This is a genomic window from Burkholderia sp. SIMBA_051, assembly GCF_046534915.1.
GTDB classification, from domain to species: Bacteria; Pseudomonadota; Gammaproteobacteria; order Burkholderiales; family Burkholderiaceae; genus Burkholderia; species Burkholderia ambifaria.
Window position 1 is genome coordinate 1 of the sequence record NZ_JAWRXS010000005.1, and the last position, 16,509, is coordinate 16,509.

Here is a 16,509-nt window from a genome sequence, read left to right on the forward strand (position 1 = left end):
ACGGGGCTGAGCTCGACCAACAGCTCGGTGACCTCGCTGTCGACGTCGGCTTCGACGGGCATCAGTTCGCTGTCGACCTCGACCTCGACGGGTATCAGTTCGCTGTCGACCTCGACCTCGACGGGTATCAGCTCGTTGTCGACGGGATTGAGCGCGACCAACAGCAACCTGGCATCGTTGTCGACGTCCACGTCGACGGGCATTAGCTCTCTGTCGACCGGTCTTAGCGCAACCGGAAGCAGCGTTGCGTCGCTGTCGACGGGGCTGAGCACGACCAACAGCAACGTGGCGTCACTGTCAACATCCGCATCCACCGGGGTCAGCTCACTGTCGACGGGCCTGAGCGCGACCAATAGCAGTGTGGCGTCGCTGTCGACATCAACGTCGACCGGCCTCAGTTCGACAAACAGCAGTATTACCTCGTTGTCGACGGGATTGAGCACGACAGACAGTAACGTGACTTCACTGTCGACTGGACTGTCCACAACCAATGACAGCCTGGCATCGCTTTCAACCGCAGTGGCTCCGCTCACGTCGATCAAGACCCAAACGACCGACGGTAGCACCGCCCTTGGCACCGGGGCAACCGCGGCGGCGAACTCGACGGCTGTTGGCCAAAATGCATCCGCGTCCGGAACGAACTCGACTGCGGTGGGTGAAGGGGCGGTTGCATCCGGGCAAAACTCGACTGCCGAGGGGCAGGGCGCGATCGCCTCGGGCGCTAACTCGAAGGCGGATGGTCAGGCCGCAGCGGCGACAGGAGACAACTCGACTGCATTGGGCCAGGGATCGACTGCTTCGGGAGCCAATACGACTGCGGTAGGACAGGGCAGTGTTGCGAGCGCTTCGAATTCCGTGGCAATCGGTGCGGGTTCAGTAGCGTCGCAACCCAACACGGTTTCGTTCGGATCGCTCGGCAATGAGCGTCGGCTGACGAACGTGGCGCCCGGCATCAATGGAACGGATGCCGCGAACATGAACCAGTTGTGGGGCGTCCAGTCGACCGTCAATGAGGTCGCACGTCGTGCGTACTCCGGGATCGCCGCGGCGACTGCATTGACCATGATTCCCGAGGTTGACCCTGGAAAGACGATCGCGGTGGGGATTGGAGGAGGGAGTTATCAAGGATACGCAGCGACTGCGCTCGGGGTATCCGTTCGCTTCAGCGACAGCTTGAAAGCGAAGATCGGTGTCGGGATCAGCGGGAGCTCCAGCACTTATGGCGCTGGCGTCTCATATCAATGGTAAAGCGCTGATTTGCTCTCCGGGCGGATGCCGATGCTATCGGAATCCGCCCGGAGATTTCCTCGTTCAACCTCTAATAATTTTGCCTCGTCAAGTTGGGCGCTTTATGGATAGTTTTCAACTACGCCACGCATTCCAGGTGGAGCTATGAGGCACTCTACGCTCGGGTGCTCCCGCAACCACGATCGCAAAAGGCTGCGTCCAAGTATCGGCATCTCGCTGTTTGCGCGCGATGGCCAGTCGTTGTGGGAAAACGGCATTCACCAGAACATCGCGTATCTCGCGATGATGCTCAAGTGCTCGGACCGCGTCGGCCCCGTTTATTTCCTGAACGGCGGCGATGCGAATGCGCTGCCAGCCGGTCTCGACCTCGATGGCCTTGACATCCCGCTCGTGAAACCCGTCGACGTCACGCATGAGCTCGACGTCGTGGTCGAGATGGGCGCGCAATTGCCAGCCGAATGGCTCAGGCACGTGAAAGCGCTCGGCACGAAGCTTGTCGCGTGCTACGTCGGCCATATCTACAGCGGCCTCGCCGAAACGCCGATTTTCGACAAGCCTTCGGGGCACATCTTCAACGGCACGCAATTCGATGAAGTGTGGGTGCTCGAAAAGTCGCAAAAGATCGACGTGCCGCTGCTGCGCACGCTTACGCGCGCGCCGGTTCATACGATTCCGCATCTGTGGTCGCCGTACTTCCTCGATCGCCGCATCGCCGCGCTGGCGAGCGAAGGCATGACGTTCGGCTATCGACCTGGTCACCGCGCTTGGCATCTCGCGACGCTCGAACCGAACATCTCGGTCGTGAAGTCCTGCCATTACCCGATGCTTGTTTGCGATGAGTTCTACCGCGCGTATCCGGATGCCGTGCAGCATCTGTTCGTCGTCAATTCGATACACATGAAGGAACATCCGACCTTCGTGCATTTCGCGAACAGCCTCGATCTCGTGCGCCGGCATAAGGCGACGTTCGACCCGCGCACCGACCTGCCGGGATTCATGGCGCGCCATGCGGATGCCGTCGTATCGCACCACTGGGAAAATCCGCAGAACTACCTGTACTACGACGTGTTGTATGGCGGCTATCCGCTGATCCACAATTCGACGCTACTCGGCGATGCCGGCTACTACTACCCCGACTTCGATTCCGTCGCGGGCAGCCAGGCGCTGCTCGAAGCGTGGCTGCATCACGACGAGCGGCTTGACGACTATCGCGCGAAAGCTAACCGGCTGCTGCGATCGGTCTCGATCGACAACCCCGCCAACCTGGACGCGTTCGTTGAACGCCTGACCGCATGAACCGGGGCATACGCATGTCGGACGCCCATGCGCGTCAAGCGCCCGGCGATGGCGAGCGTTTCGTCGTCGGTGTATCGCCGTTCATGCATCGCGGCGGCCAGTGGCTGTGGGGCGACGGGATTTTGCGGAACCGCGGGTTTCTGAATCGCTGGTCGCCAAGGGCTCGTGAAACGTCACGTTTATTCTCCGAGTGTATGACAACGACATGAGCTACTGCACGAAGGCGATGGTGCAATATGCCCTTGCACGCGGTACAGGACCTCACGGGACACCGGACCTGGGGACGGCCGCCATGGTGCTGGCTGCGATGGCTTGCGATCAGGTGATACTGTGCGCTCAGCCGATCTTTAGCGTACAAAATCGTGAACAGGTTTTATATCACGAATGCCTGGTGCGACTTCGCGTCGGCGACGATCAACCGATCACATATCCGTCGGCGTTTATTCCCAGTCTGGAACGGCTTGGACTCATGCGCTACCTGGACCGCTATGTCATTGGCATGGCCGCCGAGTTCCTGGAGTCGAACTCCAACATTCGATTGGGCGTCAATATTTCCGCGCAAAGTGCGAATGAGATCGGAGGATGGGCATCGGTTCTTCGGCTGCTTGAAGGCAGGCCGGACATCGCATCTCGCCTTGTGGTGGAGATCACCGAAACTACGCAGTTGTCACCCGTAACAGGTCGAGCATTTGTCGAGCACCTGCGGCGTATCGGCTGTTGTATCGCCGTGGATGATTTTGGCGATGGATTCAGCATCGAGAATCGCTCGGTGATTTCTTCGCCCGAAATCATCAAGATTTCCGGTCGAATGTTACCAACGGGTGAACACGACGCGATACATCTCGAGCAGTTCAAGAAATTGGTGATCGGCGCCCGCGGCCAGGCATCGCAGGTGGTGGTGGAGGGAATAGAAAGCGCCGACGCATTACGCACCGCCTCGCTGGCCGGGGCTCAATGGGTGCAAGGCTACTACACCGGGAAGCCGAGCCGGTTGAGAATGATAGAACAGTCCACAGGTGGAGCGGTAGGGCACTCGATGCAGCAATTCGAGCGTATTGCCTATGCAGTGATCGAGCCGCACATGGACGGAAAGATGCACGGCGAGGCGAGGCGTGCCTTCGCGGCCGGACTTGCAAGTGCGTTGTATGGCAGGCGTTCCGCTATCGCTACGAGCATGCGCAGTTACCTGACGGACGCGATGGAAAAACAGGCGGAAACCCACAATACATCTTCAGTGCGACTGCTTCGATGTTTTGCCATGCTTGGTCGGCTCAATGGTCAGGGATTGGCACGACCGCTGAGATCGGGGGCCGACTTGTGAATAGTCGATATCGGAAATCTCAAGCGCCAAGCGGTTCAACCTCGAGGAATAAACGGAAATGGCGACCACCAGACCAGAATCTCGAACCCGCAGACGTCTCGTCGTCGGCGTGTCGCTGTTCGTGCGCGGCGCCGGCCAGTCGCTGTGGGAAAACGGCATTTTCCAGAACTGCCTGCTGCTGATCCTGCTGCTGCGCCAGTCGCCGCTCGTCGCGGATGCTGTGATGGTGAACGGCGGCGAACAGGTCGCCGATCCGCAGATGATGCTCGGCGAGTGGGACGTGCCGTTGCTGTCGATGGACGAAGCGCTGGAACGCTGCGATGTGCTGATCGAAATGAGCGCGCAGTTCGGCGCGGACTACCTGCGCGCGTTCCGCGACCGCGGCGGCAAGGTGGTCACGATGCGGGTCGGCAACGACTACGTGATCGACATCGAGCGCGCGATGTTCGACAAGCCGTCGGGCTTCCTGTTCTCGGGCGCGCAATACGACGCGGTGTGGACGATTCCCGAGTTCGAGCGCACGTGCCTGCACTACTACCAGACGGGCTTGCGCGCCCCCGTCACGACCGTCCCGCACATCTGGCACCCGATGATGCTGTTCGACAAGGCGCGCGCGACGCTCGGCGCCGGACTGTCGTTCGGCTATGAGCCCGGCAAGCCGCGCTGGCGCGTGACGATGTTCGAGCCGAACATCTGCATGGTGAAGACGAGCGTCATTCCGATGCTGGTGGCCGAGGAAGCGTATCGGGCCAAGCCTGATTTCCTCGAGTTCGTGCGCGTGTGCAACACGCTGCACCTGAAGGAACATGCGACGTTCGTCCACTTCGCGAAGAGCCTCGACATCGTGAACCACGGGATCACGACGTTCGAAAGCCGCTATGCGGTGTACGAGTTCATGGCCGCGTACGGCGATGCGGTGGTATCGCACACGTGGGAAAACGCGCAGAACTACCTCTACTACGAGCTGCTGTACGGCGACTATCCGCTGATCCACAACTCGCCATTCCTCGGCAAGGCCGGGTATTTCTATCCGGACTTCGACTGCCAGGCCGGCGGCCGCGCGCTGCTGAAGGCGTTCACCGAGCACGACGCGAACCTCGAGGCGTACCGCGAGCAGTCGAAGCACGTGCTCGACTCGGTCAGCATCTACAACCCCGAGAACGTCGCCGCCTATACGGACGCGATCGCCGCCCTCTATCGCGACGCGTGACGCGCCACCCTTTCCGGACTCCGACATGAACGCACGCCCGCCCCTCACCCGCGCAAAATGGCTGCTCGGCTGCGCCGCCGCATCGATCGCGATCGGCGCCCACGCGCAAGCCGCCGGCGAATCGGCCGACACGCTGCTCCGCGATTCCGATGCCGTGTTCAAGCAGCTCGACGCCGGCGAGTACGGCGCGGTATGGACCGACGCCGCGCCGTTCGTGAAGGCGCGCTTCAAGCAAGACCAGTTCGCCGCGCAGATGCAGCAAACTCGCCAGTCGGTCGGCGCGGTGAGCCATCGCGGCTGGGCGCAGGTCACGCGCATCCGCTACGAGCGCACAACCGGGATGCCCGACGGGCTTTACGCGAACGTCGACTACGCGACGACGCTGACGAGCGGCACCACCATGTTCGAGAAGCTGAGCTTCCGCCTCGAACCCGACGGCCGGTGGCACCTGATCGGCTACGTGTCGCGGAGAGAGCAGAATTTCAGCCAATAGATCGTTGATCTTCGCGGACGGATAGATCGTCTCCAATCGGTCGCGGCGATCGAACTCGCGAAGCATCATCAGCCAACTCGACCATGAGCGAAGCCAACCCTCCCGACAATGGGACGCGAAGCGTTGACGCGGCGCACGCAGAATTTGCCGCCGGCGTCGCTGCCCATCATGAAGGGCGGACCGCCGGTGCCGTGACCACCTATCGCGTGGCGCTGGCTGCCGATCATGCAGGGGCGCTGAACAATCTCGGCATCATCCTCGAAGCAGACGGCGCGGCTGCCGACGCCGAGGAGGCCTATCGTGTAGCAGTATCGCGAAGCCGCCGACCATACCGACAATCTCCGCGGCTATCCCCGCAGTCCGGTTGATCCTTCCAAAAAGATAGAGTAGTGCTGCGACAACGGCGATCCAAGCAGTCCCGTAGCCCAAGATCTCGAGCAAACCTGCTTCGGGCGCAATAATGCTCCGAGGTGCCAACTCCATGTTGCCCGCCTAATTTGGTAGCATTCCTGATGATTGTACATAATTAACACCGAAATAGGGACCGGCTTAAACGTCCGCCGTCGTACCGAAGTGATCCGGGCTACCGACTTCGCCAAGATAGTTTGCGTTCGGGCGCAACCGTTTTTTGCGGCCGGAATTTGTGCAGCAGCCACTGCACAATTACCGTGGTCGCACGCCAACATGACAAGTCGGTGCTATTAACCCCGAGCCCCCGGCTCTGGACGCGTGATCGACGGCTTGCGCAGCTGGCGGAGCATTTCGGCGTTCACTTCGTATCGCCTGATCTGCATTAAGCGCGGCCGGTGCGGCCTTCTTTGCGTCGCTCTGCCGATGCCTGCCCCCACTTCATCGCTCACGATGTGGTTACTCTCTTCGGGCGGCCGTCACCCAAGTTGACAGGTGCAACAAGAACCAGAGCGACCCCTCCGCTTGATAGGCGATACCAGACTCCGCTATCGGCAGACTGATCCACTGGATCAGCCGCTCAAGCCTCTAGTTGGGACACGTCGAGAGCGTTTCAGTCGTTAAAGGTAGTGACCAGAAGGCATCCCAAACACGCGCACAAATCGGTGAGAACGGTGTGGATGATAGGGAGCCTTATCACCATGACACGATCAGCTGCTCAAACTCGGCTGACTGCGGCCACCGGGCGCTGCTGAATGTCACCTCACCGCGATGCTGCTGCAGCTCTGGCGCGAGCTTTGTGGTCGGCGTCGGATTGCCGGTCGATGGGGGTTTCACCGCACACTGAGCGTCAAGAGGGGCGCGGCTGAATGCCCTTGAGTGCCACTCAATGGAAATTCGGTGTCAGGTATCTGAGATATCTAGCCGATCTGCTCTGCCCGCGACAGGCATTGCCTGCCGCGCTGCACGCCACATGTCGAGAGCGTTTTGGACGGCCCCGGAGCTTCGCTTACAGTGTCCGGGGCGAACCGAACCGCATTTCGATGAATGTCCTCTTGGAAATCGGGTGTCGTCGATGAGACAATCCCGGCGCTTGCCGGAAGCGCTGGGGATCGAGCTACAGCGCACGGCCGCGTTGTTCGCACGCGGGCAAACCACGAAGTGTCGAACTTCGTCCTCGAACGACCGACGCCGAGGCTAGACGCGTGCGCCAGGCCGTTTGCTTACCAGGGCTGGTTGGCGGGCCCAACCGTGAATTCGTTGATCGTCGTGTCGTCGGGCTGATCGATCGCGAACGCAACGACATTGGCGATCCGGTCCGGAGAGATCCCGAATTTCTCGTAGATCCCCTGCATCTGGCCGAGTGTCTCTTTTTCACTGATCGTCGTCAGCAGTTCCGTATTGATGGCAGCCGGATAGATCGTCGCCGTGCGGATGTTGGTTCCCTCCATGGCCGACTCCATGCGCAAGACCTCCATGAAGTCGCGCACGAACCATTTTGTCCCGCCGTAGACGGCGCCGCCCGGATAGGCTTTGAGCCCCGCTACCGAAGAGGTTGCGATGACATGACCGGATTTCTGCTCGACAAATGCCGGCAGCACTGCCGCGACACCGTTCAGAACCCCCTTGACGTTGACGTCGACCATTTGATGCCAGTCGTCGGTCTTAAGTGCGGAGAGCGGTGAAATCGGCATGAGGCCGGCATTCAGGAAAATGACGTCAACGCGACCGAATTCATCCTTGGCGAGTTTGACGATGCTGTCGTTTTCCAGTTGCTTGGTCACGTCCAGCTCTTGGTAGACCGCTTGGCCACCGCTTTGCTTGATCTCGTCGGCGATCCGCTTCAGATTCTCTTCGCGTCGTGCACCGAGTACGACCTTGGCCCCCTTGCTCGCGAGCAATTTGGCCGTCGCTTCACCGATTCCGGAGGATGCGCCGGTGATGACTACAACTTTGTCTTTGATCATGATGGTTCTCTGCTGTTGATGAACGGGTCTTACGAAATTCGGGTCAGAATTGAATGCGACTGCCGCAGCTAGGATTCGTGGTCATCCGTACCTTTCCGAGGGTTGTCCGGATGGACCTCTTCCCACCATGGGGAAAATTTCTGCGTCCGGCCGTCCAGGTACATCGGGCGACCGATTTCCGGCGTCCACAAGGCATAGTTGCGCTTCCGGCTGGCCGCCGTGATGCGTTTGAAAGGGTCGTTCCAGTCGTGCGGGGCAATGGAGAAGCGGCCGACGTGCGCTGGCGTGAGTACACGGGTTTGCAGGTCCTCCGCTGCCTGCGCGGCCTGCTCCGGGTTCATATGGACGTTTGCCCATCGCGGGTCGTACTGTCCCGCATCGAGCGCCACCCAATCGAACGGGCCCAGCCGCTGGCCGATCTCCGCGAAATGAGGTGCGTAGCCCGAGTCGCCACTGAAGAAGATGCGGCGGCTCGGGGAAATGATCGCGAAACCGACCCACAGAGACTGATTCCGGGTAAAGCCGCGCCCGGAGAAATGCCGGGCCGGGGTGATGTGGACGTGCAGTCCTGGTGTCAGTTCGACGATGTCACTCCAATCCGCCTCGCGCACGAGTGACATGTCATAGCCCCAGGCCTCGAAATGTGCCCCTACGCCCAGTCCAGCGATCACGCGCCTCACCTTGGGCTTGAGGGCGCGAATGGTCGGGTAGTCCAGATGATCGTAGTGGTCGTGGGTGATCAGTAGCGCATCGATCTCGGGCATGTCGTTTGCCGTATAGACGCTGGTGCCCTCGAAAGCCCTGTTCGTGAGGGGCACGGGAGCCGCGTTGTTGCTGAAGACCGGATCAATCAAGAAGCGCTTGCCGGCCAACTGCACGAAATAGGACGAATGCCCGAGCCAGACGACCAGATCCTGCCCGGGATCGAGCGCCTTGAGATCTGTCCTGATGGCGTGAATGGCGCCCGGCGGGCGGGGTTCGCCTTTCTCCCAGCCAAATATGGTTTCCATCCACATCTCCCACTCGGGCTGGTCCGTCGTGAGCATTGGCGAGTCGATCTGGTTTCGAAATGCGCCATCGGCATAGTTAGGCGAGCGCATGATGCGTGTCAGACGTTCGCCCTTGGGCAGCGCACCGAACAGCGGATGCTGCAAATAGGCACAGGCACTGACTGCAGCCAGAATGACGATGCAGGCACCGACCTTGAGCAGACGTAGGCAGAATCGTTTCATAAAGAGGCCACGTTTTCACGCAGGAGCCACGGGAGATGCCATCGCGCAGAGCGCACGAATTCGGTCGGTGCTGACGGAACAGATTCCGAACCTGACGACTAGCGGTTGATTATTTCCGCGGCTGCAGTCGTGCGCCGTTACCGACGATTGCTGCGGAAAGCACGAGAAGCGCGGTCCCGCCGACGAGCGTGGCGGCGATCGACACGTGATCGAGCAAGATCCCGCCGAATTCCGCGCCCGTCATGATCGACAGTTGGATCGCAGCGACCATCAATCCACCGCCGCTCTCGGGTTCGTCCTTGACGCCTTGCGTCAACCACGTCGACCACGCGACCGGAATGGCCGAGTTCACGGTGCCCCATGCAATCATTGCAAGCGCAACTGCCCACAGCATGTGGCCGACTGACAGCATGCCGATCGTCACGGCACCCAGCGCGAGCGGCAGGATCATGAGCAGGAAATACAGGCGTTTTCCGATCAATGCGCTTGCCCCGTACGTTCCGACGAAGCCCGCCAGCCCGAGGCCCAGCAGCAGCATCGACAGCTGGGTCACGTCGACGTGCGTGTACGACTCGAGAAATGGGCGCAGGTACGTGAAGATCGCGAATGCGCCGCCGAAGGTCAGCATGACCGCGAGCATCCCGAATGCCACATTGGGTCGCTTGAGCAGGCCGAGGACCTTTCCGACGGGATGGCTACCCTGTGCCGGCATCGACGGAATGCTCGACCACAGCCAGATCATGTTGACGATAACGATGGGCGTCAGCGCCCAGAACACGCCGCGCCACCCGATCATGCCACCGACGTAGCTGCCAATGGGAGCGGCAAAGGCCGTGGCCACGGCATTGCCCGTGAACAGGACGCCGAGCGCTTTGGGAATGGTTTGTTCCGGGACGAGGCGCATGATGGTCGCCGTTGCCAGCGACCAGAAGCCGCCGATCACGACACCGAGCAGGGCGCGTGCGGCCATCAGCGTGGCGAAATCTCTTGCCTCGGCGATCAACACGAGCGAGATCAGCATCAACGCTGCCAGCGCGGTCAGCACGTGTCGCCTGTCAAAGCGCCCGGTGACTGACGGAATCAGCAGGCTGGTCGCCACGGCAAACAGCCCTGATATCGAGATCGCCTGTCCCGCCATGCCCACCGTCGCGTGAAGGTCGGTTGCGATCGGCGTGAGCAGGCTTACCGGCATGAATTCTGAAGCGATCAGCATCGCGGCGCACATCGCCATCGAGCTGACCGCGCTCCATATATTTCGCTGCGAACTCTGCGGCGATGCTGTCAATGTCGACATAGTGTTCCTCATGGGTCCGCGCTTGCCGGGCCGGAAATACGCGAACGGTTGAATGCGCACGGCGACGATTTGCCGCTGCGCCTGTCGGTGCAGTACGGGGCCCGGTCAAGCGGGCCATCGAGCGGTAGGAAGTGGTCGTTGCCGGGTGAGGGCCATACGCGGCACGGGGCCGACGCAATATCTCGCGAAAAAGAATGCGCGAGTCGTTGGGGCGAGGGCGTACCGAACGACGACCGGGCATGGACGAAGCGAACTGCCTTCGTGCCGTCAGGACTGTATTAAACCGTGACGCGCGCGATCGATAAAGGTGGTTGGCGTGATTGGACTGATGAGCTTGGCTCATTAGTCGAGTTTGAAGCCGGAGAGGTGACCCAATGCACCTTTTCAGGTGTTCGTGGCTGTTCGGAATGGGGCGATTGACGTCGGTGGCTTGGGGCGCATGGCGCCGTACGCTGGTCCGCCAACGTACGGCCGGTGTAGTCGCCTATCGTGCGAGGGGCCAGGATTGCAGCTGATGGCGAAAATCAATGCGGTGAGGTGTCACAGATTACCGCGGAAGAAGGCGGTCAATTTGTCGAACGGGATGAGATTGACGCGATCGTAGAGATCCACATGTCCCGCACCCGGGACGATCACCAGTTCCTTCGGCTGGCCAGCGAGGCGATAGGCCTCTTCGCTGAACTCCCGCGAATGGGCGTTCTCGCCCGTAATGAAGAGCATCGGGCGAGGCGAGATCGTCTCGATGTCGTTGAACGGGTAGAAGTTCATGAACTTGACATTGCTGGTGAGCGTCGGGTGTGTGGTGTGGGCCGGTGATGAGCTCTTCGGCGTATATTCGCCACGCGGTGTGCGATAAAAGTCGAAGAATTCCCGCTGAATCGCAGGGGTGTCGTCGTTCAGCTCATGAACGGTACCGCTCGTATATTGAGTTTGCCCGCCGGCAAACTCGACGTAGCGCTGCTCGGCTGCCGCCGCGATGATCTGCCTGCGTTGTTCGAGCGTTTGCCCGTGGCGCAGCCCGTTGCGATTCGCGGCGCCCATATCGTACATGCTGACCGTCGCGATCGCCTTCATGCGAGGATCGATCTTCGCCGCGCTGATGACGAAACTTCCGCTGCCGCAGATGCCAAGTACGCCGATCCGGTTGCGGTCGACGAACGGACGAGTGCCGAGAAAGTCCACCGCGGCGCTGAAGTCTTCCGCATAGATGTCGGGAGAGACGGCGTTACGCGGTTGACCGTCGCTTTCGCCCCAGAACGACAGGTCGAGCGACAACGTAATGAAGCCTCGTTCAGCCAGCTTTTGCGCGTACAGATTGGCACTTTGCTCCTTTACTGCGCCCATCGGGTGGCCGACGATGATTGCCGCGTGCTTTTGATTTCGGTCCAGGTTCTTCGGGACGAAGAGATTTCCCGTGACGTTCATCTTGTATTGGTTGGCGAACTTGACCTTTTGGGCGGTCACCCGATCGCTACGGTAAAAGTTGTCTGCGCCGGAAGACATATCGGCAGCCATCGCGGCAAACGAGTTGATAAGAAATCCGAAGAAAATAAAGAACTTTCTCATTGAATCTGTCCTTCGTTAAGCAGGTGATCGAGTTGTCGCCAATGTCGGGGTATCGGTTGATGCAGACCTGCCGCTCGCGCCCCGCGCTGTTTGCGAGCGGCGAGGCGAGGAATTGGCTCCCGTTACCACTCCCGGCGATGGCACCGGCAATCATGAAAGAGCCGACGCACGGCTTGCCGGAGCGGAAAGGCAATGGCCGGGCAACGAGCGGAACGCTTGAACCGACGGCGAACCTCGGTGCAAGGTCGATTCAAATGATACTGAAAGGAATGTAATTGATTACGCCCGAAAACGTGATTGAACTCATGAAGACGACTAATGAATTCGGCTTGTTTTACGTGGGGCGAGCGCCGGTCGACGTGGAGCAACGGGTGGGCATGCGTCCTTCCCACGCGAGGGGCCCCACATGGTGTGGAGATTCTGCGAGCGAAGGTGCGAAAGGTCGCAGAAAACCAGGCTGATGCTGAAGATACCTTGAAGATACCTAACGCGTTGGCGAAGCCCGCAAGCCTGCGTCTTCGGCCCCGATCCGGCGCGCAATGTCAGGATCGGCGCGCAAGGTATTCGATCGGCGCTATTGCAGCGATATCGATCCGGCGAACGTCAGTGACGTTGCTTCAATGCGTCGATCACGACCGAGAACGCGCGAGATGCTTGCCGGCGGCTCGGATAGTATGCGTGATAGCCAGGAAATGCCGGGCACCAGTCCTTGAGGACACTTTGCAACTTTCCCTGCTCGAGATAGGGGCGCACTGCGTCTTCGGGCAGGAACGCGAGGCCGAATCCGTCCACCGCGGCTTGCAACATCTGCTGTTGGGTGTTGAACGTCAATTGACCGCTCACGCGTGCCTGGATTTCCCGCTTGCCCTTCTTGAGTTCCCATGCGTACACGCCTTTCGTGGTCGTGAGTCGCAAAGTCACACAGTCGTGGTTGAGCAGATCTTCGGGCGACTTGGGCAACGATCGGCCTTCAAGGTAGGCGGGTGAGCCAACGATCACTAGCGGGACATCGGGGCTGATGCGCACGGCGATCATGTCTTTTGCGACCTGGTCCCCGAACCGGATGCCGATGTCATAGCGGTCTTCGACGATGTTCGCCAGACCATAGTCGACCGTCAGTTCCACGCGAATGTCCGGATACTCGTGCAGGACCTTCGTCAGTTTGGGCCAAACGACCGAATCGATCGCATGATCGGTGGCAGTAATCCTGACCAAACCTGCTGGCTTGTCGCGGAAGTCGGACAGGGACGCCAGCTTCGCCTCGATTTCCTCGATCCTCGGCGCGGCTGTCTGCAGGAGTTCTTCTCCTGCGTCGGTCGTCGATACGCTGCGGGTGGTGCGTGTCAGGAGGCGGACTCCGAGACGTGCCTCCAGGTCCCGGATCGTGTGGCTGAGCGCGGATTGAGAGACCCCGAGTTTTGCTGCCGCGCGCGTGAAGCTTCGTTCTCGCGCCACGGCGAGAAAGACGAGCAAGTCATTGAAGTTTTCCCGAGCCATCCGGTATTTCCCCTATAGAAGGGTTGGAATCCTAGCACTAAAGGAGCGTCGTGCCGTCATTGATTCATGAGCGATGCTAATAGGTTCTAGCAAGTTTGGCTACTTAATCGAAACGACGGTAAACCGTAAACTTCACGCTTCCAGGTCGTCACCATGCCGCGCGGGTTTGACGACCACCATAAATAGCACGCGGCTCAGAAGGACACACATTGTGTGGGAGACGTCGTACTTGCCAAATGGTTCGCTGACGCAAGCGCGGCCATCGTGATCGGCCACGCCGCGACGGCCCCGGATGCCGCTCGCGCCGCTACCGGCCGCATCAGCATATCGGGCAAGTCTCTATTCGTCTTTCTGGAGTGAACATCATGAAATTCAGCCATCGTCTTCTCGTTGCCACCCTTGCCATTTCCAGCCCGCTGCTGGCATCCGCTCAATCCACGACGCAAGGCCTTACGCGTGAGCAGGTTCGCAACGAAATGATCCAGTACGAGGCTGCAGGCTTTAACCCGGCACGTGCGAACCCCCGCACCTGGGTGAACGATGCTCAGGTTGCGTCGGCCAAGATTGTCGCCGCTCGGAATTCGAGTGGACATCCGCAACTTGCGGAAAACGGCGCGGCATCGCAGTGCAATTGATCGAAGCAGAAGACGCCGGGTGGTGCGATCAGGAAGACACCGAGATCGCGACCTGTCCGGTCGAGTTCCCGACACCGCGCGGACCGAATCGTGGATAGCGTCGACGTCGAAGTCCTGACAACGGCGCTGGATTGGAAGCGCACGGGCGCCACCGTTGTTGTTGCGACGGTGGTGCACACATGGGGTTCCGCACCGAGGCCGATCGGTTCGATCCTGGCAGTCAGGCAGGATGGCGCGATGAAGGGTTCGGTGTCCGGTGGGTGCATCGAGGATGATCTCGCCAACCGGGCCAGAAGCGGAGCGCTTGCACCGGATGGCCCGCAAACGTTGAAGTACGGCGTGACGGCCGACGAGGCGCATCGATTCGGATTGCCGTGCGGCGGTACGCTCGAACTGGTTGTCGAGCCGCTGACCGAAGCGTCGACGCTGGCGGAAGTGCTGGATGCGACATCGGCTGGCAAAACAGTGCGGCGCACGCTCGATATTGTTACCGGCGAAGCGACGCTTCACGAGGCATCGGTTCTGGCTGGCACATCGTTCGATGGACGCTATCTGGAATCTGTTTTCGGACCGAGGTTGAGGCTGGTCCTGATCGGGGCCGGGCAATTGTCGGAATATGTTGCGCGCTTGGCGTTGCCGCTCGGATACAGGATCATCGTATGCGACCCCCGAGAAGAGTACGAGACAACGTGGCGCGTGGAGCGTACCGAATTCAGTCGTGAAATGCCCGATGACCTGCTGGTCCGGATCGGTGTGAACTCGAGTACGGCGATCGTAGCGTTGACGCATGATCCGAAGCTCGACGACATGGCGCTGCTTGAAGCGCTGAAGTCCGACGCTTTCTATGTCGGAGCGATCGGTTCACGAATGAACTGCGCCCGGCGCCGGGAGCGGCTTGGACTGTTCGATCTCACTGTCGACCAGATTGAACGGCTTCACGCACCCATAGGCATGTACATCGGCGCGCAGACGCCTCCGGAAATCGCGGTGGCAATCGTTGCCGAAATGACGGCAGTCCGGCGTAACGTTCCCGTTCTGCAAAATCACGACATGCGAAACGCGCCTCCCTCCGGCCAATATGCAAGGAGAGAACAGGGTGATGCGCGGCCAATGCGCGACCATTCGCTCACCAGCTGAGTCTGCCGCCGCACCGCCTACGCTTGCCACGTGCCGTGGCAAGGGCCCATTCGGATTGACGCTTGGGTTGATCGCACGCATTGTATTGCTCTGCCGGATGTCGGCGACCCGGCGTGGTCGTTCTGTACGGAAGTCGGATGTTCGGCATACCGGCAACGATTACGTCACTGCCGTTTTCAGCGACTAGCTATCCATTAGCGAGGCATCTCTTGGAACTCCGGCAACTTCGCTATTTCGTCCGCGTTGTCGAGTGCGGCAGCATGGGCCGCGCCGCGTTGGAACTCGACGTCGTGACGTCCACACTGAGCCAACAAATCAGTCGGCTGGAAAGCGAGCTCTCGGTCCGGCTCCTGCAGCGAACGAAAACCGGGATTCAACCCACCAATGCCGGTCTCGCATTCTGGCATCGAGCCCAACTGGTGCTGCGTCACGCCGATGATGCGGTGCGCGCCGCAGAAACCGGCCGCCTTGCCGGCCAGGTGACGGTCGGCTTTGCGCCCAGCACGTCGGGTGTCGTGGCGTTGCCGTTCATACGCGCGATGCGCGAGCGATATCCGGATGTCAGTTTGCGCGTGGTCGAGAATTTGTCCGGAAATCTCGAGTCGATGCTTGTCGCCAGGCAGATCGATCTTGCAATACTGTTCGGCAATTCCGCCGGCAAGCGGTTCAGCACAGTGCCGCTTCTGGACGAGCGGCTATTTGCCATTTCTTCCGCCTCGCTGACGGTCCCCCTGGATCCGAAGGGATCATCCATTCGTGAGCTGGCGGTCTGTCCTCTCGTTCTGCCCAGCGACAATCACGGGCTGCGCATGCTCATCAATTCCGCTTTTTCGAAAGCGAATCGCTCTATGAATGTCGTGGCCGAAATCGACGGTCTGGCAACCCTCATGGAAGCGGTAGGTGCCGGCCTTGGCGTGACGATTCAGCCTGGTGCGGCGTTGGCCCGGTGCGACGCCGCTGCATTCCATGTCGTGCCCATTCACAGCACGCAATTGACCCGCCTCAATCAGCTCGCAAGTCTGTGCGACGACGAACTGTCGCCGCCGGGCCTCGCCGCGCGTGTCGTTCTGCTGGAGGTCGCGCGTGAACTGGTGCTGGCCGGGAAATGGGCGGGCGCAACGCTCGTCGAACCCGACTCGACAGGCGCCGGTCTTCACGTTTCGTGAAGAGGTCTTCACTACCCGCCACTGTCGGCCATCCTCTGC

The 16,509-nt window shown here is 60.3% G+C and carries 14 protein-coding genes and 1 pseudogene; 9 read left to right on the top strand and 6 right to left on the bottom strand.

Going from position 1 to position 16,509, the window contains the following annotated elements; all coding sequences use genetic code 11:
- Positions 1 to 278: hypothetical protein (locus SB771_RS13240; RefSeq protein WP_410721798.1), on the bottom strand; the 278-nt coding region annotated here is incomplete at its 3' end.
- A 37-nt stretch (positions 279 to 315) separates the two neighbouring features.
- Here SB771_RS13240 and SB771_RS13245 point away from each other — a divergent pair.
- The 6 genes and pseudogenes from SB771_RS13245 to SB771_RS13270 form a co-directional block, all read left to right on the top strand.
- A pseudogene (locus SB771_RS13245) lies at positions 316 to 1,248 on the top strand (YadA family autotransporter adhesin); the annotation flags it as partial.
- A 144-nt stretch (positions 1,249 to 1,392) separates the two neighbouring features.
- On the top strand, positions 1,393 to 2,544 hold the full coding sequence (locus tag SB771_RS13250) for a DUF2827 domain-containing protein (RefSeq protein WP_175705216.1): 1,152 nt from the start codon (positions 1,393 to 1,395) through the stop codon (positions 2,542 to 2,544).
- A gap of 205 nt (positions 2,545 to 2,749) precedes the next feature.
- On the top strand, positions 2,750 to 3,865 hold the full coding sequence (locus SB771_RS13255; protein WP_175705215.1) for an EAL domain-containing protein: 1,116 nt from the start codon (positions 2,750 to 2,752) through the stop codon (positions 3,863 to 3,865).
- 58 nt (positions 3,866 to 3,923) lie between these two features.
- A complete protein-coding gene (locus SB771_RS13260; RefSeq protein WP_175705214.1) occupies positions 3,924 to 5,075 on the top strand; it encodes a DUF2827 domain-containing protein in 1,152 nt (383 codons plus the stop codon).
- A 25-nt stretch (positions 5,076 to 5,100) separates the two neighbouring features.
- A complete protein-coding gene (locus SB771_RS13265; protein ID WP_175705213.1) occupies positions 5,101 to 5,568 on the top strand; it encodes a DUF4019 domain-containing protein in 468 nt (155 codons plus the stop codon).
- 83 nt (positions 5,569 to 5,651) lie between these two features.
- On the top strand, positions 5,652 to 5,936 hold the full coding sequence (locus tag SB771_RS13270; protein WP_175705212.1) for a hypothetical protein: 285 nt from the start codon (positions 5,652 to 5,654) through the stop codon (positions 5,934 to 5,936).
- 1,263 nt (positions 5,937 to 7,199) lie between these two features.
- On the opposite strand, the gene SB771_RS13275 is transcribed toward SB771_RS13270, so the two are convergent.
- The 5 genes from SB771_RS13275 to SB771_RS13295 form a co-directional block, all read right to left on the bottom strand.
- Positions 7,200 to 7,943 (bottom strand): SDR family oxidoreductase, encoded by a 744-nt coding sequence (locus SB771_RS13275; protein WP_175705211.1) that lies wholly within the window; start codon positions 7,941 to 7,943, stop codon positions 7,200 to 7,202.
- Positions 7,944 to 8,011: 68 nt separating this feature from the next.
- Positions 8,012 to 9,175 (bottom strand): MBL fold metallo-hydrolase, encoded by a 1,164-nt coding sequence (locus SB771_RS13280; protein WP_175705210.1) that lies wholly within the window; start codon positions 9,173 to 9,175, stop codon positions 8,012 to 8,014.
- A gap of 109 nt (positions 9,176 to 9,284) precedes the next feature.
- Positions 9,285 to 10,469: an MFS transporter gene (locus tag SB771_RS13285; RefSeq protein ID WP_175705209.1), complete on the bottom strand. Its 1,185-nt coding sequence runs from the start codon at positions 10,467 to 10,469 to the stop codon at positions 9,285 to 9,287.
- A 540-nt stretch (positions 10,470 to 11,009) separates the two neighbouring features.
- Positions 11,010 to 12,035, bottom strand: coding sequence for an alpha/beta hydrolase (locus tag SB771_RS13290; RefSeq protein ID WP_175705208.1), 1,026 nt, complete (start codon positions 12,033 to 12,035; stop codon positions 11,010 to 11,012).
- 603 nt (positions 12,036 to 12,638) lie between these two features.
- The gene (locus SB771_RS13295; protein WP_175705207.1) at positions 12,639 to 13,532 is read right to left on the bottom strand and encodes a LysR family transcriptional regulator; all 894 of its coding nucleotides are present in this window, start codon (positions 13,530 to 13,532) and stop codon (positions 12,639 to 12,641) included.
- Between the two features lie 365 nt (positions 13,533 to 13,897).
- On the opposite strand from SB771_RS13295, the gene SB771_RS13300 reads away from it, so the two are divergent.
- The 3 genes from SB771_RS13300 to SB771_RS13310 all read left to right on the top strand — a co-directional run bounded on the left by SB771_RS13300 (position 13,898) and on the right by SB771_RS13310 (position 16,470).
- Positions 13,898 to 14,167 carry a DUF4148 domain-containing protein gene (locus tag SB771_RS13300; RefSeq protein ID WP_175705206.1) on the top strand — a complete coding sequence of 90 codons (270 nt, stop codon included), beginning with the start codon at positions 13,898 to 13,900 and terminating at the stop codon, positions 14,165 to 14,167.
- Positions 14,168 to 14,257: 90 nt separating this feature from the next.
- A complete protein-coding gene (locus SB771_RS13305; protein WP_175705205.1) occupies positions 14,258 to 15,304 on the top strand; it encodes an XdhC family protein in 1,047 nt (348 codons plus the stop codon).
- 209 nt (positions 15,305 to 15,513) lie between these two features.
- Positions 15,514 to 16,470, top strand: coding sequence for a LysR family transcriptional regulator (locus SB771_RS13310; protein ID WP_175705204.1), 957 nt, complete (start codon positions 15,514 to 15,516; stop codon positions 16,468 to 16,470).
- Positions 16,471 to 16,509: the final 39 nt, after the last annotated feature.